Consider the following 17,260-nt stretch of genomic DNA (forward strand, 5'->3'; position numbering starts at 1 on the left):
CGGCGCTCATCGGCCCACGAAAGTGGGCTGGCGCTTCTCCAGGAAAGCCGAACAGCCCTCGTGTGCGTCCTCGGTCTCCAGCACCAGGCTGATGGTGGCCATCTCATGAGCCAGCGCGGCGCTCAGGGGCATGTCGGCGCCGTGCAGCATGCTGCTCTTGAGCAGGCGCAGCGCCCAGGGGGACTTGTCGGCGATACGTTGCGCCAACGCCATCGCATCGCCCATGAGTTGAGCGCGAGGCACTGCGCGGTTGACCAGACCGAGTTGCACAGCCTCGGCGGCCGACACGAAGTCGCCTGTGAACATCAGCATCTTCGCCTGGCACAGCGGAATCTGGCGCATCAGGCGTTGCGAGCCACCGCCGCCCGGGAACAGGCCGATCTTGATCTCCGGCAAGACCAGTTGGGCGTCATCGGCCATGAGGCGGATGTCGGTGGTCAGCAGGAACTCGGCGCCGCCCCCGAGTGCCCAGCCGTTGACGGCGGCGATGGTGGGTTTGGGGCATTCCTCGAAACGCCGGAACACCCGGTGCAGCACCACCGCAAAATCCTTGTAATGCGCCAGCGCACGGCGGGCATTGAGATCGGCGATGTTGCCGCCCGCGACAAAGGTGCGATCGTCGCAACCACTGATGACCAGCACACGCACGGCGTCATCGGCCTCCAGCGCACCCAGGGCATCCTCCATGGCCAACACCATGGGCACATCCAGCGTGTTCATGGTGTCCGGCCGGTTGAAGGTCATCACCCCGACCGCGCCTTCGCGGTGGGTCAGCACATGGGGTCGGTTCATGTTCACCTCTTGAGGGGGTCGCGCTTCTTCAAATGCCGGAGATCGACCATGCCAGGCGCTGCGCGCGGGTCGGTGCCGGCCGCGAAGAGCTGGTGCTTCTGCACCTTCTGCGTGCCAGTGGTGGGGATGTCGTCGGCAAAGCACAGCCAGCCCGGGGTCTTGAAGTAGGACAGCAGGGTGTTGCAGTGCTCGAAAAGCGCACGCACCAGCGGGTCGTCGGCCAGGGCCTGGGCGGTGAACCCGGACTTGAGCACCACGCAGGCCAGCACCTCTTCCTCGCGCACCTCGTCCTTGACCGCCATCACGGCCGCCTGGGCCACCGCCGGGTGGGTCTGCAACGCGGCTTCCACCTCGGCGGCGGCGATGTTTTCGCCCGAACGGCGAATGATGTTCTTGCGTCGGTCCAGAAAGTGCAACAGCCCATCCGGATCGCGCACCACGATGTCGCCGGTGTGGAACCACCCGCCCCGCCAGGCATGTTCGGTCGCGGCTTCGTCGTGCAGGTAGCCGCTGAAGGCGTCCTGGCGCGGCGTGGCCGCCGAATGGCGCACCAGCATTTCGCCGGCCACGCCGTCGGGAACCTTGGCACCGGCATCGTCAACGACCCGCAGCTCCAGGCCGGGTTGCACCCGACCGATGGCGCGGGTGCCTACCTGCCGCGGCGTGTCGGCGTCGAAGATGGCCCGCACCATTTCCGTCATGCCCCAGATTTCGATCAGCGGGTAGCCAAAGCGCTGTTCGAATTCGGCGTGGCGCTGCGGATCGACCCCGGCGCCGATGGCGAACCGCACCCGGTGCTCGCGCTCCAACGGATGGGACGGCTGGTTCAGCAACATCGGCACGACCACGCCCAGGTAGTGCAGCACCGTCGCCCGCGAGGCATGGACCTCGGTGAACCAGCGTGAGACCTGGAAACGGTCGGTCTGCACCTGGCAGTTGCCCAGCAGCATGGCGCAGTAGAAGGAAAACACCGACGCATTGACGTGGAACACCGGCAGCGGGTTGTAGATGCGTTCGCAGGCCTCGCCAAAGGCGATCAGGCCCCCGCGCTGCGCGTACCACTGACCGGCGGCGAGCTCGTAGCGGTGCGACAGCAGGCAGCCCTTGGGCCGCCCGGTGGTGCCCGAGGTGTAGAGCACGCTGGCGATGGACGTGGCCTCGGCCCGGGTCGAGGTGGCGGCGCGCGCCGGTGCGGGCAGCCGCCCGGTGCTGTCTTGCAGGCCTGCGATGGCGGGGCGGTGCACGCCATGCGCCAGCGCCAGCTCCAGCAGGGGCGCCATGTGGTCCAACACGACCACGAGGTCGAGCTGCGCGTGGTCGATGACGTAGGCCATCTCCAGTGGCCGGTGGTCGGGGTTGAGTGGCACGCAGCACACGCCCAGCGCGTTCATGGCGAGTTTGTGCACGAAGTGCTCGGGCCGGTTCTCCAGCAGCAGCCCCACGCGGTGCCCCTGGCCGTAGCCGGCCGCTGCGTATCGCTCGCTGAGGGCCTGCACCGCCTCGCCCACGTCGGCGTAGGTCCATTCCAGGCCCTCGGCGGCGTAGGCCCGCGCCGGGTTGGCCGGCACGGCGATGAAGGGGTGTTCGCCGTAGCGGCGCACGGCCTGCTGGAAGACCTCGCCCACGGTCGAGGTGTGGCTGATGGGGATCATGGTGTCTCGCTGCGCCGAGGCGGTCAGAGCCGCAGCACGCCGTAGCCTTCCTGGCCGAAGGGGGCGTTCAGCGAGGCGATGATGGCCAACCCCAAGGCGTTGCGTGTGTCCACCGGATCGAGGATGCCGTCGTCCCACATCTCTGAGGTCGAGTAATAAGCGTCGCTTTCAGCCTGAAAGCTCTCCAGCACCGGTTGGCGGATCTCGGCGATCTGTTCTTCGCTCAGGTGTTCGCCATGGCGCTGCAGCTGGCGGATCTTGACGTCGGCCAGGGTGTTCGCGGCCTGCTCGGCACCCATCACCGCGATCTGCGACTGTGGCCACATCCACAGGAAGCGGCCGTCGAAAGCGCGCCCGCACATGCCGTAGTTGCCGGCACCGAAGGAGCCACCGACGATGACGGTGAACTTGGGCACCGAGCAGCCGACCTGGGTCATGATCATCTTGGCGCCGTCCTTGGTGATGCCGCGCTCTTCGTACTCGCGGCCCACCATGTAGCCGGTGATGTTTTGCAGAAAGACCAGCGGCGTGCGGTCGCGGTCGCACAGGCGCATGAAGTGGGCCGCCTTGAGCGAGCTGTCGTTGAACAGCACGCCGTTGTTGGCCAGGATGCCGACCTTGCAGCCCCAGATGCGCGCGAAGCCGCACACCAGGGTGGTACCGTAGCCCGGCTGGTACTCATGGAAGTGGCTGCCATCGACAATGCGGGCAATCACCTCGCGCATGTCGAAGCCGGTCTTCCAGTCGGTGGGGATGATGCCGTAGAGCTCTTTCGGATCGTAGTGCGGCGGCTCGGGATCGATGCGGTCGATGCGCTGCTTTTGCACCGGCGTCGTCTGGGCAAAGATGTCGCGGGCGATGGCAAAGGCATGGGGCTCGTCGTCGGCCGCGTAGTCACAGGTGCCCGAAACGGTGGTGTGCATGTCGGCACCGCCCAGGGCTTCGGCGCTCACGATTTCGCCGGTGGCCGCCTTCACCAGCGGCGGGCCACCCAGAAACACGCCACCGTTGCCTCGCACGATGACGCTGTAGTCGCACAGCGCCGGGATGTAGGCGCCGCCGGCCGTGCAGTGGCCCAACACCACCGCGATCTGCGGCACGCCCATCTTGGACAGGGTGCACTGGTTGCGGAAGATGCGTCCGGCCGTGTAGCGGTCGGGAAACAGATCGGCCTGCAGCGGCAGGAAGCCGCCCGCGCTGTCGCACAGGTGGATCACGGGCAGGCGGTTCTCGATGGCGACGTCCAGCGTGCGCACGATCTTCTTGACCGACAGGGGGTACCAGGCGCCGCCCTTGATGCTGGGATCGTCGGCATGGATGACGACCTCGCGACCATGCACGATGCCAATGCCGGAAACCTGACCGGCGCCGTGCACGTCGCCGCCGTAGGCCTTGTTGGCGGCCAGGGCGCCAATTTCCAGAAAGGGTGTGCCAGGATCCAGCAGCAGATCCAGGCGCTCGCGCACGGTGAGCTTTTTGTGTTTGTGCAGGCGATCGATGTCGCGCTGCGGGCGTTCGTGGCGGGCGGCGTTGAGGCGTTCGTGCAACTGCGCCACGCGCTGGGTCATCGCCGCGAAGTTCTGGCGGTAGCTGTCCGAGCCTGTGTCCAGGCGGCTGTGAATACGGCTCATGCCGGGGTCTCCTCGGGTCGCACGCGGGCCAGCACGGCACCACGCTGAAAGGTCTGGCCGGGCTGGAAGGGCAGATCCTCCAGCGTGCCGCTTTGCGGCGCTTCAATGGTCATCTGCAACTTCATGCTCTCGATCACCAGCAGCGCTTCACCGGCCGCGACCTGGACGCCGGGCGCGGCGATCCAGCTCACCACCACGCCGGGCATGGGGGCGCTGGCGCTGCCCTGACCGGCAGCACCAGCGCTGGCGCCGCTGTGTGTGGGGTCCACCCGCTCGACCACGCAACTGCGGCCGTGGAGCTGCAGATACAGGGTGTCGCCATGGGTGGCCACGTGCACGTGCGCGGGACGGGCGCCCACCGGTGCGAGGTAGTGGCCGGCGTCCAGGGCGCGCACGGACAGCGGGCTGCCGTCCACATGCACGGTGTCGCCGCGCTTGAGCACCTGGTGGCGCTGGCCGGCATCGGATCGGAAGACGTAGGTCGTCATGGGGCCTCTTGGATGGTGTTCGGTGGTATCAGTTGCGCCAAGCGCCCATGGCGGCGAAGACCTCTGGCAGAGCGCTCGAATGGCTGTCGCGGCTGACGGCGCCCGCAACGGCCAGCAGGGCGCGGCGTTCGTCCTCGTTCCAGTCGCGTGGGCGCAGTTCGGCCTTGTGGCGTTCCAGGAAGCCGGTGTCGGTGGCGCCAGCCTGGAAAGCCGGATGGGCCAGCACGCGGCCGAGAAAATCGGTGTTCACGGTCACGCCCAGCATCAGCGTGTCCTGCAGGGCCTGGCGCAGGCGGGCGATGGCCAGATCGCGGGTCGCGCCATGGGCGATCAGTTTGGCCAGCATGGAGTCGAAATCAGCGCTCACGCGGGCGCCCTGGGTCACGCCGTTGTCAAAACGTATGCCCGGGCCCTGGGGCTCGCCGAGCAGCAACACCTGGCCGGTATCGGGCACGAAGCCGGCGTCGGCGTCCTCGGCCAGCACCCGGCACTCGATGGCGCTGCCGTGCCAGCGCACCTGGGCCTGCGCCAGAGGCAGGTGTTCGCCCTGGGCCACGCGCAGCTGCCACTCCACCAGGTCCAGGCCGGTCACCATCTCGGTGACCGGGTGTTCCACCTGCAGCCGCGTGTTCATCTCCAGGAAGTAGAACTCGCCCGTGGGCGCGACGATGCATTCCACGGTACCGGCGTTGACGTAGCCGGCCGCACTGGCCAGGCGCACGGCAGCGCCACAGATGCGTTCGCGCAACTCGGGCGACAGGGTGGGGGCCGGGCTTTCCTCGATCAGCTTCTGGAAGCGCCGCTGGATGGAGCACTCGCGTTCACCCAGGTGAATCAGCTGACCGTGGCTGTCGCCAAACACCTGCACCTCGATGTGACGCGGCTGTTCGACAAACCGTTCGGCCAGCAGGCGGCCGTCGCCAAAGTAGCGCAGGCTTTCGGCCCGCGCGGTGGCGATGGCCTGGGGCAGGGCAGCGGCCTCGCGCACGATCTGCATGCCCTTGCCACCGCCGCCGGCCGCGCCCTTGATGAGCAGCGGAAATCCGATGGCCGCCGCACGTTCGGCGAAGTGCTGCGGATCTTCCGCCTCGTCGGCCGAAGGCGTGACCGGCACCTGGTGGCGTTGGGCAAACTGGCGCGCGGTGATCTTGTCACCCATGAGTTCGATGACTTCGGCCGGAGGGCCAACGAAGGTGAGCCCCGCTTCGGCCACCGCGCGGGCAAAGCCTGCGTTCTCGGACAGGAAGCCGTAGCCCGGGTGGATGGCATCGCAGCCGCTGGCGATGGCGGTCTGTATCAACGCGGCGCCATCCAACCAGGCCGAGACGGGGGGCTCGCCGTGCAGTTCGACCGTCTCATCGGCCACTTTCAGCGCCGGGCCATGGCGGTCCTTGGCATGCCAGGGCACGACGGTGGCGATACCCATTCTCTGGGCGGTGCGTGTGACGCGCAGCGCGATCTCGGCGCGGTTGGCAATGAACAGCTTGCGGATGGTCATGGTGGTGATTTCCTGCGGGGTCCGGCCGGCGGCTTGCCGGTCTTCAAGGGCGAGGGTGGGGTGTCGGGCGAGGCCATCACCGCGTCTTCGATCTGGTCCAGGCGCATGCGCACCTCGTCGAGCACCTGGCCAATGTGGCTGCGCGCACTGGACGCCACCACCGGCGAATGGGCTCGACCGTCGGGCAGCAGCGGCCCGAGCACCATGGCGGTGTAGCGGTCGGCCATGGTTTCGACGTCCACCGTGCCGCGCCCGAACAGCGTGCCCCACATACGGTGCTCGATGCCCCCGTAGACCATGGAACGCAACAGCTCGACGTCCGTGTCGGCACTCAGTTCACCGTCCGCGATGGCGTCTTCCACGGTGCGCAGCAAAAACGCGGTGTAACGCACATGCAAATCGTGCAGAACCGACTGGAAATACTCGGGACCGGTCCGCACCTCGTGCAGCACCAGGCGCGAGAGGTTGGGCTCTTCCACATAGACACGCAGGTGGCGCCAGATCAGGAAGCGCATGCGACTGCGCACGCCGTGCAGGCGCGAGAACTTGTCCTCCAGGTCGGCGATCAGGGGCTCGTACATGCCGCGCAGCACCGCGTTGAGCAGCTCGCGCTTGGAGGGGTAATAGGTGTAGACCAGGCCCTCGACCACGCCCACCTTGGACGCAATCTCGCTCACGGAAGAACGGTCGAAGCCCTTTTCGAGAAACACGTCGCGCGCCGCTGCCAGGATTTCGGCGGCGCGGCGCATGCGCCGTGGTGTCTGCGCACCCACCGGCTGGGCAAAGTCGGCCGGTGCCTCGCTGGCTTCGACGGAAGTGGCACGGATTTTGGAAGTCATGGCAATGTATCCAGTACAGAAGTGGGGACCTCGACCTCCAGGTCGAGCAACATCTGTGCAAACGCCTTGCCCTGGGGGTCGTAGCGCAACGATGCCACACCGCCGCCACCGAGTGCCCGCTCCAGCACGAAATTCAGTGCCAGGAAGCCCGGCAGTTCGTAGCGCGAAACGGGGCCTTGCGCGACGTGGGCAAAGTAGTTCTTCACCACCTCCGCGCTGAGCACACGCAACAGCTCGGCGTAAGCCGCCGGCGACCGGGCGATGACGCCCACATTGGCGCTGTCGCCTTTGTCACCACTGCGTCCGTGGGCCAGACGCAGCAAGGGCACCCGCGCCGTGGGGCCGTCCGATGCCGCGGTGGTGGCCGGAACAACCGCTGGCGCCGATGTCGGTGCTGCGTCCGGCGTGGCCGTCAACTCGGGCGTGAACCCCAAGGCCTGGCCGTCCAGCGACACCCGTGGCGTCACACGCGACTGCGCAATCAGAAAGGAAAACAGCCTGACCACCGGCGAAGGGCTGGGCCGCCCGGCCGCGAAGCCGGTGATGCCCTGGGCCATGGCCGTGGCCGACGGTGCGATCTCCCGCGCCAGCAACTCCAGCGCCTCGCGTTGTGGGTGTTTCGCCGCCAACTTGAGGATCACCTCGCGGCTGTGCGTGGTGCGCGCGTGTGGGCCGTAAGTGGACTCGGCGCCCAGCACCTCCAGGCTGGTCTCGGTGAAACCTGGCAGGCCGCGCTCGGCCAGCAGGCGGGTGCAGCGCAGCAGGATGGACTCGCCCACCCGCTGGGCCTTGGCCGCTGCCATGTGGCCGCCGATCATCAGCGTACCCAACAGGCGCCAGCCGTCGCTCCAGGTGGCACTGACCTTGTAGCTGTCTGGCGCGGGGGTGCCGCGCGCGCCGCTGACCCGCACACGTTCAGCACCCTCCTGTGTCAATCTCACATCGCTGAAATCGCACACCACGTCAGGCAGCAGGTAGCGTTTGGGATCGGCGATCTCGTAGACGATCTGCTCGGCCACGGTGGCAGGTGTCACCAAGCCGCCGGTGCCCGGCGGTTTGGTGATGACCACGCTGCGGCCGTCGGGCGCACATTCGGCGATGGGAAAACCCATGTTCTCCCAGCCGGGCACGCTTTGCCAGTCGGTGAACAGGCCACCGGTGCACTGCGCGCCACATTCGATGATGTGTCCGGCCAGGCTGCCGGTGGCCAGCTTGTCCCAGTCGTTCCAGGCCCAGCCAAATTCGTGCACCAGCGGTCCCAGCGTGACGGCGCTGTCCACCACGCGGCCGGTGATGACGATCTGCGCGCCAGCGGCCAGCGCGGCGGCAATGGGTTGCGCTCCCAGGTAGGCGTTGACACTGAGCAGCCTGGCCGGCATGGGCTCGCCGCTGAACATCTCGCGGGTGTCTGCGGCCCGCAGCACATCGACCTGGTCGGAGAGGTCGTCGCCCTCCACCACCGCGATGGGCAGGGCGATGCCTTGGGCCTGCAGTGCGGCCGCCAGCGCGATGGCGCAGGCCTGCGGGTTGACGCCCCCGGCGTTGGCCACGACCCGGATGCCTTGCGCCTGTATCTGGGGTGCCAGCTGGGCAATGACCTTGACGAAATCGGGCGCGTAGCCGGCGTCGGGCGATTTGGCGCGGGCGCGCGCCAACAGCGACATGGTGATTTCCGCCAGGTAGTCGAACACCAGGTAGTCGATCTGCCCATGCTGCACCAGCTGGGCGGCCCCGGCTTCGGAGTCGCCCCAGAAGCCGCTGGCACAGCCTATGCGAACTGGGCGATCGCGGTGGGGGCTGGGTGGGATGGTCATGTCGGCGGCTCAGCGGTTGGTCCAGACGGGGGTGCGTTTTTCGGCAAAGGCCCGCATGCCTTCGCGGCTGTCTTCGCTTTGCGACATCACCGGCAGCACCATTTGTGCGAGGTTGAGCGCATCGTTGAGCGCCAGGCCGTCCATGGCCGCGAACGCGCGCCGACCCATGCGCAAGGCCACGGGCGAGTTGGCGGCCAGCTTGGCCACCAGCCCGTCAACCGCCATGTCGAGTTCGGTCGCGGGCACGACCTGGCCCAGGATGTCGAGTTCGAGTGCCTTGTCGGCGGGAAAACGCTCGGCCAGGAAACACATCTCCTGCAGGCGCCTGCGCGGGATCACGCGCATCAGCAGCGGCAGGATCATCATGGGGAACACGCCCACGCGGGCTTCGGTGGTGCCAAAACGCGCGCTGTCCACGCCGATGGCGAAGTCGCAGGCGCAGATCAGCCCCACGCCGCCACCAAAGGCACTGCCGTTGACCCGCGCGATGATGGGCAGGTGGCAACGGTCCATGGCGCGGAACAACTCGGCGATCGGGTTGTCGAAACGGCCCGGGTCCAGCGCAAAGGGCGAGCCGTCCGCGCCCGGCTTGAGCTTGCCGCCGGCGCAAAAGGTCTGTTCGCCCGCGCCGGTCAAGACGATCGCGCGCACACCGTCCATGGCTTCGGCGGCCAGCAGCGCCTGACGCAGTGCGTCCATGACGGCATCGGTCATGGTGTTGTGTTCGGCGGCGCGGTTGATGGTGACGTGGCAGGCCAGGCCACGGCGTTCCACCAGCACCTGAGGGACTGCAGCATTCAAGGGGCTTCTCCTTCGGAGGTCTGTGAAAAGGCCTGCGGCGGCTGGTAAAGCGGGAAGCCGTTGTAGGTGAAGTCCTGCCGCGCGGGCTCCAGCTTCCACGTGTGGCGGGCGGTGGGCACGCCACCATCGACGCGGATGACGGCACCACTGATGAAGCCGGCCGCAGGGGACAGCAGGTAGGTCACGGCAGAAGCCAGTTCGGCCTCGGTGCCGAAGCGCTGCAGTGGCACCTTGGTGCGCAGGCCGCGCAGCAACTCCTGGTAGTTGTCGTCGTAGGTGTCGATGCCGGCCGAAGCGATCCAGCCCGGTGCCACGGCATTGACGCGCACGCCGGCGCAGCCCCACTCGCAGGCCGCCGTTTCGGTGAAGGTCAGCACGCCACCACGTGCGGCGCCCGAGTGGCCCATGCCGGGCAGGCCACCCCAGATGTCGGCCAGCATGTTGACGATGCTGCCGCCGTGCTGCTCCATCCACTGCACGTAGCATTCGCGCGAAAAAAGGAAGGTGCCGTGCAGGTTGTTGCGCACCACCACGTCCCAGCCCTTGAGGCTGATGTCGCGCAGGGCGGCCGGGTACTGGCCACCCGCGCAATTGAACAGGCCGTGGATGGCGCCGTGGGCCGTCAGGATGTCGGCGACTGTCTTCTGCACCGACGTTTCCTCGCGGATGTCGCAGCTGTGCAGCGAAATGCGCGCGCTGGCCTCCGGGTAGGCCGCAGCGAGTTCGCCCGCCACCACCTCCAGTTTCTCGCGCTTGCGCCCGACCAGCGCCAGGCCCGCGCCCAGACTGGCGAGTTCGTGTGCGGCGCAACGGCCCAGGCCGCTGCCACCGCCGGTGACAACGATGGTCTGGCCCTCGAACAGGCCGGGCCGGAACACCGAGCGGTAGCGCTCGGCGTGGGCCGATGGTGGTGGGATGACGGACGGCATGGTCTGGGCAGTGGACGAGCTCAGTAGGCGATGAAGTCGGTGACGGACTTCACGGTGGCGTTTTTCGGATCGGTCTGGAACAGCTTGATCGGCAGCACCGCCTGCGCCTTGGGGTTGTCGAAGGACAACGGGCCGGTCAGGCCGCCGGTGTCGAAGTTCTTGAGCTTGTTGAGCTGATCGACCACACAGCCGCGGGTGACGGTGGCGCCGCAGCGGCGGATGCCTTCGGCGAGGACCTGGGTGCCCACGTAGCCGCTGACGGTGTAGCGGTTGAAGTTGGCGTGGTCGTCGGCGCTCAGGTACTGCTTGGCGGTTTCCATCAGCTTCATGCCGGCGGGGTCGTAGTTGGAGGCGTAGTAGTCGGGTATGAGGTACTCAAAGCCCGAGGGTGCGGCCAATTTGACGGCGGGGGGCAGTTGGCCGGCCCACAGAGTGCCGATCAGCGGCGTCATCCCCAGGCGCCGGAACTCGCTCATGACGGCGGCCGACTCGGTGGTGAGCGTGCCCAGATACACGGCGGTGACGCCTTTCTCCTTCAGGTTGAGGACCTCGGCCGAGAAGTCCTTGGCCCCGCGCTTGAACGGGATTTCGGCCACGCTGGCCACCCCATGTTGCTTGACCGCCTTCTGGTAGCCCGCCAGCAGCGCCTTGCCGAAGTCGTCATCCTGGTAGAGGATGCCGAACTTGCCGCCTTTCTGCCCCATCTTCTCGATCATGTGGTGGATGGGAACGAAGCCCGCCCAGTCGTAGTCCGGGCCGATCATGAAGACCGTGGGGCGGCGCGGGTTGACCACTGCCGGGTTGGGCGCCATGTGCACGATGGTGGGGATCTTGGCTTCCTCGATGGTGGGCAGCATGGCCACCATGTGCGAGCTGCCGGTGGTGCCGGTCAGCGCGAACACCTTGTCCGAATCGATCAGCTTCTTGACCGCCGACACCGAGCGCGCTGGCACGTAGCCGTCGTCCTCATAAATGGCGCGCAGCTTGCGGCCGTTGATGCCACCCTTGGCATTGATCTCGGCGATGGCCAGCTTGGAGCCGGCCGCGCCCGCCTTGCCGATCAACGAGGCGGGACCGGACATGGGCTGCACCTCGCCGAGCAGGATCTCGGTGGCGGTCACGCCCACCTCCTGTGCGCCGGCCAGTCCCGCGCCCATGGCCAGCATCAGCATCGAACCCCGGCCCAGGCGCCGCGTCCAACTCAGAATCGAATCACCTTGCATCACTGTCTCCTCTTGTGAATGGGCCGGGCCGGGGAATTCCGGCGTCGTGCCTTGCTGCCTATGTCCCTGTCACCGTCATTGCGACAGGGGCCAATGCACCCAAAACCGTTTGACCTTGCGCCAGATGCCCGCCAGGCCCTCGGGCTCCAGCCGCAGGAAGAGCAGGATCACCACGCCATACATCAGGCCCTTGATTTCATAGATGCGGTCGGACATCAAGGTGGTGAAACGATCGCCCGCGAGCGAGAAAACGAAGTTCAGGAGTTCCGGCAGCAGCAGGATGAGCGCCGTGCCCAGGAGTGCGCCGTGTACCCGACCCATGCCGCCGACGATGACCATGGCGAGCGCCTCGATGCTGATCAGGATGCTGAAGGTGTCCACGTTGATGTAGCGTGTCTGCAGCGCCACCAGCGCGCCGGCCACGCCGGTGTAGAAGGCGCTGACCATGAAGGCGAGCAGCTTGTAGTGCATCAGGCTGATGCCCATGGCGCGCGCGGCGATGTCGTGGTCGCGCACCGCCAACCAGGCCCGGCCGATGCGCGAACGCATGAGGTTCAGGGTGAGGAGCACGAACAACACCAGCATGGCCAAGGCCACATAGAAAAAGGGGCGATCGCTTTTGACCGCGTAGCCCGCCAGCACCAGCGGCTCCACCGCCATGCCTTCCGAGCCCCGCGTGATGTTTTCGGCAAACAGCACCAGATGGCGCACGATGAAGGTGAAGGCCAGGGTGGTGATGGCCAGGTACAAGCCCTTGAGCCGCAGCGAGGGCACGCCCACCACCAGGCTGGCGATGGCCGCCACCGCGCCGGAGGCGAAGATGGCCAGCCAGGCTGGCAGGTGGTAGTCGGTGGTCAGGACAGCCTGCGCGTAGGCACCGATCAGCAGAAAGCCCGCGTGACCGAGCGAGATCTGCCCGGTCACGCCGGTCAGCAGGTTCAGCCCGAGGATACCGATGGCCATGACGAAGATGGCCGAGAGAATGCCCAGACCGTGCGAGCCCAGCGCCAGCGGTGCACAGGCCAGCAGCACCAGGCCGGCACCGGCCCAGGCCCAGGTGCTGCGGTGGGGCGTCAGTGCGACGAGGTCGGCGTAGGCGGTTTTGTAGGTTCGGGTACGCATCAGACTCTTTCGATTTCACGTTGACCGAACAGGCCATAGGGCTTGATCATCAGCACCACGATGATCAGCACGAAGCCGGCGATCTCCTTGAGGCCACGCCCCAGGTAGCCGCCGGCCAGGTTCTCCACCACACCGATCACCAGGCCGCCAAAGGCACCACCCACCACCGAGTCGAGGCCGCCGAGAATGGTGGCCGGGAAGCCGCGCAATCCCATCTGCGAAATCTCGGGCTCCAGGGCGAACATCAGGCAGAAGGACAGGCCGGCCACCGCCGCGAACAGCGAGGACAGCGCCCAGGCGATGCCGCTGATGCGCTTGACGTTGATGCCCATGAGCAGGGCCGTTGTCTCGTTGTTGGAGGTTGCACGCATGGCGATACCCACCCGCGAGTGGCGGAAGAAGGCCCACATCAACAGACACAGCAGAGCCAGCGCCACCAGCGAGAAGATTTGCCCGGGATACAGCGCCAACTCGCCCAGCCGGATGACTTCGTCGCCCAGCGGGCGCGGAAAGGGCTTGGGTTCCACACCCCAGATCAGAATCACCACCGAGCGGATGACCACCGCCAGACCGATGGTGACCATCACGCGCGAGAACATAGGCTCACCCAGCATGGGGCGGATGAACACACGTTCGACCAGCAGACCCAGCAGCATGGCAGTGGGCAGGGTGGTGGCCAACAGACCGAAGAAGCCCATTCCCGGCATCTGAGCCAGGTTGAAGCTGATGTAGGCCGTCATCATCATCACCTCGCCCACCGCGAAGTTCACCATGCCGGTGGCGCGGTAGACGATGGCAAAGCCCATGGCGATCAGCCCGTAGAGCGAACCGATGACCAGGCCCGACATCAGGAGGTTGAGAAAGTAGTTCATTGGCCAGCCTCCTTGCCGTATATCTGCGCGATCTCGATGGCGTATTTTTTCTCGATCACGTTGCGGCGCACCTTCATGGTGGCTGTCAACTCGCCATCGTCATGATCGAGCTGCTTGCGCAAGATGACGAACTTGCGGATGTTTTCGACCCGGGAGAACCGGTCGTTGACGCGCTTCACGTCGGCATCGATCAGTTCGCGCACAGACTCCAGCGCGGCCAGCGATTCGTAAGTGGTGTAGGCCATGCCGCGCTCCTGCGCCCACTTGCCCACCGTGTCCAGGTCGATCTGGATCAGCGCGGCCAGGAAATGCCGGCCATCGCCCAGCAGCATGGCTTCGCTGATGTAGACGCTCTCCTTGAGTGCGTTCTCGATCAGCGAGGGTGTGATGTTCTTGCCGCCACTGGTGATCAGGATCGCCTTCTTGCGGTCCAAGATCTGCACCTCGCCGCGTTCGGGGTCGATCTCGACGATGTCGCCGGTGTGCAGCCAGCCGCCTTCGAGTGCCTTGGCGCTCGCCACTTCGTCGTAGAGGTAGCCATTGAAGACCACCGGGCCTCGCACCAGCAATTCGCCGTCCTCGCCCAGGCGCTGCTCCACCACCCGAGGCAGCGGTGGGCCACACCAGCCCAGGCGGGCGTGGCCGCTGCATTGCACGTGGGTGGCGCCACTGCTTTCGGTCATGCCGTAGATCTGATAGATGGGCACACCCATGGCGCGGAAGAACAGGATCACCGTCGGCGAGATGGCGGCCCCCCCGGTCATGGCCATCCAGGTGCGGTCCAGACCGACCGAAGCCAGCAGATTGCTGAACACCAGCCAGCGCAGCAGGCGGGCGGTGACGGCGTCACGCCAGTTGACGGGGCGGTCGCCGTTGGCGATGGTGCGCTCGGCGATGGGCTGCGCCACGGCCATGGCACGCTCGAACACGTGGCGCACCCAGGGCCTGGCCTCGCGCGAGGCAATCACGATCTGCTGCTGCAGCTTTTCCCAGATGCGTGGCACGCCGAAGAAAAATCCGGGACCGATCTCTCGCAGGTTCTGCGTCACGGCATCGATGGATTCGGCGAAATACACCACCGACCCGTACACCAGTTGTGCCACCGGCGACATCAGGCGCTCGGCCACGTGGCACAGCGGCAGGTAGCACACCACCTCCAAAGGTCGGCCCGCATAGCCCTGCACCTGGCCCACCAGAGCGGCGTTGTGGATGATGCCCCGGTGCGCGATGCGCGCGCCCTTGGGCATGCCGGTGGTGCCCGAGGTGTAGACGATGAGTGCGTCCTGCTCAGGCGAGACGGCGTTGATCTGGTGCTCGAAGGCGTCGCGCTGCGCCGCGTCGCGGGCCAAGGCGCGGCCTTCGGCCAGGGCGGCGTCAAAGGTTTTGAGGCAGGCATCGTGGTAGTGGCGCATGCCCTTGGTGTCCACGGTCAGCACCTGTTTGAGGTCGGGCAGGCCATCGCCGTTGTGCATGGCGTCCAGCACCTTGTCGGTTTGCTCCTGGTCGCCACAGACAGCGAACGTGGCACGGCAATGCCGCACGATGTATTGCAGCTCCGGCCATGGGTTGGTGGGGTAGATGCCCACGGTCACGCCACCGAGCGACTGCGCCGCCTGATCGGCGTAGAACCACTCGGGTGTGCCATCGGAGGCGATCACCAGTTTGTCGCCCACACCAAAACCCTGGGCGCGCAGGTAGAGCGCGAAGGCCTGCACCCGTTCGAAGTAGTCGGCCCAGGTCACGCCGTGCCAGATGCCGCGCACCTTCTCACGCAAGGCGATGCGCTCCGGGGTCTGGCGGGCACGGTGGCGCAGAAGACCGGGCAGGGTGGCCTGGCCGGCCGCCACGCCGGGCGGCAGTTCACGGTCGGCGAGGGCCGAATCCAGCCGGCTCATGCCTGTGCTCCTGCGGCGGAACTGTCCGACAGGCCCAGGTAGGCGGACACGACGGCCGGGTTGACCGACACCTCGGCCGGCGTGCCCTCGGCGATTTTTCGACCGAAGTTGAGCACCGTCACGTGGTCGGAAATATCCATGACGATGCCCATGTCGTGTTCGATCATCATCACGGTGATGCCACGTTCCTCGCGAATGTCGAGGATGAAGCGCGCGATGTCTTCGGTTTCTTCCTGGTTCATGCCCGAGACCATTTCGTCCAGCAGCAGCAGGCGCGGTCGCATGGCCAGGGCCCGACCCAGTTCCACCCGCTTTTGCAGGCCATAGGACAGGGTGCCCACGGGCACGTCGCGGATGGTCTCGATTTCGAGGAACTCGACGATTTCCTCGGCCGCTTCGCGGGCGGCGATTTCCGCCCGACGCGCCGCCCCCCAGAACAGAGCGGCCCCGAAAATGCCGGTTCGCAGCTGCGCATGCATGCCGGTCAGGATGTTGTTGATCACGGACTCGTGCTTGAACACCGCCAGGTTCTGGAAAGTCCGTGCCATGCCACGCGCGGACAGCGCGTGGGCCGGCAGACCGGTGATGTCCTCACCCTGAAACTGGATGCGCCCGGCGCTGGGGTGCAACAGGCAGGAAGCCATGTTGAACAAGGTGGTTTTGCCAGCGCCATTGGGGCCGATGACGCTGTAGATCTGACGGGGCAAGACCTTCAGATCGATGCCGGAGAGGGCATCGAGACCACCAAAACGCTTGGAAACGCCCGTCATCTCCAACATGGCTGGACCCGTGCCGCTCATGACAACCACCTTTTGCGACGTTTGTAGTGTTTGACGTCCCTCATGCTGCGCCGCGTGTCGCTGCCGGCGCCCATGCCCAGGTAGAACTCCTTGACGTCATCGTTGTTCAGCAGCTTGGCCGGCTCACCGTCCAGCACCACACGGCCGCGTTCCATGATGTAGCCGTAGTTCGCAATGGACAGCGCGAGCTGGGCGTTTTGCTCGACCAGCAAAACCGTCACGCCCTGCTCGTCGCGCAATCGACGCACGGCCTCGAAGATCTCAGCAATGATTTGTGGCGCCAGTCCGAGCGATGGCTCGTCCAGCAGCAGCAGGCGAGGGCGCGACATCAGTGCCCGCCCGATGGCCACCATCTGCTGCTGCCCGCCCGACAGGTAGCCGGAAATGCGGCTGCGGTGCTGCTTGACCGCCGGGAACAGCTCGAACACCTGGTCCAGCCCCGCGCTCACCTCGCCAGCAGGACGTGAGTAGCCGCCCATCAGAAGGTTCTCTTCCACGGTGAGCTTGTCAAACAGCCGGCGCCCCTCGGGCACCTGCACGATGCCACGGCGCACGATCTCGTGAGGCGCAAAACCGGTGAGCGACATTCCATCGTGGGTGATGGTCCCGCCCAGGATTTCGCCGTCCTCGGGATAGAGCACGCCGCAGATGGACTTGAGCACGGTGGATTTGCCGGCGCCGTTGCTGCCCAGCAGCGCCACGACTTGGCCGGGCCGCACCTCCAGCGAGGCATCGCGCAAGGCCTCGACGGCACGGTCGTAAAAGACCTGTAGGTTGGTGATGGTCAGCATGAGTGCGTTTCAGTGAGTGGGCGGATTCTGTGTGTCCGAAAACACAAAGTCAACACAAAATGAGTGTCACTCAACTTCATGACTATGAGATCCTCGCCAAACAACTGCCAACC

General features: G+C 66.3%; 15 protein-coding genes. All 15 read right to left on the reverse strand.

Annotation, left to right across the window (positions count from 1 at the left end):
• Positions 1-6: 6 nt before the first annotated feature.
• The 15 genes from AAHB17_RS13915 to AAHB17_RS13985 all read right to left on the reverse strand — a co-directional run bounded on the left by AAHB17_RS13915 (position 7) and on the right by AAHB17_RS13985 (position 17,147).
• The gene (locus AAHB17_RS13915; protein WP_342131223.1) at positions 7-792 is read right to left on the reverse strand and encodes an enoyl-CoA hydratase/isomerase family protein; all 786 of its coding nucleotides are present in this window, start codon (positions 790-792) and stop codon (positions 7-9) included.
• A 2-nt stretch (positions 793-794) separates the two neighbouring features.
• Positions 795-2,444: an AMP-binding protein gene (locus AAHB17_RS13920; protein WP_342131224.1), complete on the reverse strand. Its 1,650-nt coding sequence runs from the start codon at positions 2,442-2,444 to the stop codon at positions 795-797.
• 23 nt (positions 2,445-2,467) lie between these two features.
• The gene (locus AAHB17_RS13925) at positions 2,468-4,075 is read right to left on the reverse strand and encodes an acyl-CoA carboxylase subunit beta (protein ID WP_342131225.1); all 1,608 of its coding nucleotides are present in this window, start codon (positions 4,073-4,075) and stop codon (positions 2,468-2,470) included.
• Entirely contained in the window at positions 4,072-4,563 is a 492-nt protein-coding gene (locus AAHB17_RS13930; RefSeq protein ID WP_342131226.1) for an acetyl-CoA carboxylase biotin carboxyl carrier protein subunit, read from the reverse strand. The genes AAHB17_RS13925 and AAHB17_RS13930 overlap by 4 nt, the downstream gene beginning before the upstream one ends.
• 28 nt (positions 4,564-4,591) lie before the next feature.
• Complete coding sequence (locus AAHB17_RS13935) at positions 4,592-6,061, reverse strand: acetyl-CoA carboxylase biotin carboxylase subunit (protein WP_342131227.1); 1,470 nt, start codon at positions 6,059-6,061, stop codon at positions 4,592-4,594.
• Positions 6,058-6,900: a TetR/AcrR family transcriptional regulator gene (locus AAHB17_RS13940; protein WP_342131228.1), complete on the reverse strand. Its 843-nt coding sequence runs from the start codon at positions 6,898-6,900 to the stop codon at positions 6,058-6,060. The genes AAHB17_RS13935 and AAHB17_RS13940 overlap by 4 nt, the downstream gene beginning before the upstream one ends.
• Entirely contained in the window at positions 6,897-8,714 is a 1,818-nt protein-coding gene (locus AAHB17_RS13945; protein WP_342131229.1) for an acyclic terpene utilization AtuA family protein, read from the reverse strand. Before AAHB17_RS13945 ends, AAHB17_RS13940 begins: the two co-directional genes overlap by 4 nt.
• Positions 8,715-8,723: 9 nt before the next feature.
• The gene (locus AAHB17_RS13950; protein ID WP_342131230.1) at positions 8,724-9,515 is read right to left on the reverse strand and encodes an enoyl-CoA hydratase-related protein; all 792 of its coding nucleotides are present in this window, start codon (positions 9,513-9,515) and stop codon (positions 8,724-8,726) included.
• On the reverse strand, positions 9,512-10,444 hold the full coding sequence (locus tag AAHB17_RS13955; RefSeq protein WP_342131231.1) for an SDR family oxidoreductase: 933 nt from the start codon (positions 10,442-10,444) through the stop codon (positions 9,512-9,514). Before AAHB17_RS13955 ends, AAHB17_RS13950 begins: the two co-directional genes overlap by 4 nt.
• Positions 10,445-10,464: 20 nt before the next feature.
• Complete coding sequence (locus AAHB17_RS13960; RefSeq protein WP_342131232.1) at positions 10,465-11,667, reverse strand: ABC transporter substrate-binding protein; 1,203 nt, start codon at positions 11,665-11,667, stop codon at positions 10,465-10,467.
• 75 nt (positions 11,668-11,742) lie between these two features.
• Positions 11,743-12,789: a branched-chain amino acid ABC transporter permease gene (locus tag AAHB17_RS13965; protein WP_342131233.1), complete on the reverse strand. Its 1,047-nt coding sequence runs from the start codon at positions 12,787-12,789 to the stop codon at positions 11,743-11,745.
• Complete coding sequence (locus AAHB17_RS13970; protein WP_342131234.1) at positions 12,789-13,661, reverse strand: branched-chain amino acid ABC transporter permease; 873 nt, start codon at positions 13,659-13,661, stop codon at positions 12,789-12,791. Before AAHB17_RS13970 ends, AAHB17_RS13965 begins: the two co-directional genes overlap by 1 nt.
• Positions 13,658-15,556: an AMP-dependent synthetase/ligase gene (locus AAHB17_RS13975; RefSeq protein WP_342131235.1), complete on the reverse strand. Its 1,899-nt coding sequence runs from the start codon at positions 15,554-15,556 to the stop codon at positions 13,658-13,660. Before AAHB17_RS13975 ends, AAHB17_RS13970 begins: the two co-directional genes overlap by 4 nt.
• Positions 15,553-16,356 carry an ABC transporter ATP-binding protein gene (locus AAHB17_RS13980; protein WP_342131236.1) on the reverse strand — a complete coding sequence of 268 codons (804 nt, stop codon included), beginning with the start codon at positions 16,354-16,356 and terminating at the stop codon, positions 15,553-15,555. Before AAHB17_RS13980 ends, AAHB17_RS13975 begins: the two co-directional genes overlap by 4 nt.
• Positions 16,353-17,147, reverse strand: a complete 795-nt coding sequence (locus AAHB17_RS13985) for an ABC transporter ATP-binding protein (protein ID WP_342131237.1) — start codon at positions 17,145-17,147, stop codon at positions 16,353-16,355. Before AAHB17_RS13985 ends, AAHB17_RS13980 begins: the two co-directional genes overlap by 4 nt.
• Positions 17,148-17,260: the final 113 nt, after the last annotated feature.

Source organism: Hydrogenophaga sp. OTU3427 (assembly GCF_038440225.1).
In the GTDB taxonomy this organism is placed as follows: Bacteria; Pseudomonadota; Gammaproteobacteria; order Burkholderiales; family Burkholderiaceae_C; genus Hydrogenophaga.

Bases quoted from the DNA above. Each gene is read 5' to 3' on its own strand.
- AAHB17_RS13915 (WP_342131223.1), bottom strand. From the start codon at position 792: ATGAACCGACCCCATGTGCTGACCCACCGCGAAGGCGCGGTCGGGGTG.
- AAHB17_RS13920 (WP_342131224.1), bottom strand. From the start codon at position 2,444: ATGATCCCCATCAGCCACACCTCGACCGTGGGCGAGGTCTTCCAGCAG.
- AAHB17_RS13925 (WP_342131225.1), bottom strand. From the start codon at position 4,075: ATGAGCCGTATTCACAGCCGCCTGGACACAGGCTCGGACAGCTACCGC.
- AAHB17_RS13930 (WP_342131226.1), bottom strand. From the start codon at position 4,563: ATGACGACCTACGTCTTCCGATCCGATGCCGGCCAGCGCCACCAGGTG.
- AAHB17_RS13935 (WP_342131227.1), bottom strand. From the start codon at position 6,061: ATGACCATCCGCAAGCTGTTCATTGCCAACCGCGCCGAGATCGCGCTG.
- AAHB17_RS13940 (WP_342131228.1), bottom strand. From the start codon at position 6,900: ATGACTTCCAAAATCCGTGCCACTTCCGTCGAAGCCAGCGAGGCACCG.
- AAHB17_RS13945 (WP_342131229.1), bottom strand. From the start codon at position 8,714: ATGACCATCCCACCCAGCCCCCACCGCGATCGCCCAGTTCGCATAGGC.
- AAHB17_RS13955 (WP_342131231.1), bottom strand. From the start codon at position 10,444: ATGCCGTCCGTCATCCCACCACCATCGGCCCACGCCGAGCGCTACCGC.
- AAHB17_RS13960 (WP_342131232.1), bottom strand. From the start codon at position 11,667: ATGCAAGGTGATTCGATTCTGAGTTGGACGCGGCGCCTGGGCCGGGGT.
- AAHB17_RS13965 (WP_342131233.1), bottom strand. From the start codon at position 12,789: ATGCGTACCCGAACCTACAAAACCGCCTACGCCGACCTCGTCGCACTG.
- AAHB17_RS13970 (WP_342131234.1), bottom strand. From the start codon at position 13,661: ATGAACTACTTTCTCAACCTCCTGATGTCGGGCCTGGTCATCGGTTCG.
- AAHB17_RS13975 (WP_342131235.1), bottom strand. From the start codon at position 15,556: ATGAGCCGGCTGGATTCGGCCCTCGCCGACCGTGAACTGCCGCCCGGC.
- AAHB17_RS13980 (WP_342131236.1), bottom strand. From the start codon at position 16,356: ATGAGCGGCACGGGTCCAGCCATGTTGGAGATGACGGGCGTTTCCAAG.
- AAHB17_RS13985 (WP_342131237.1), bottom strand. From the start codon at position 17,147: ATGCTGACCATCACCAACCTACAGGTCTTTTACGACCGTGCCGTCGAG.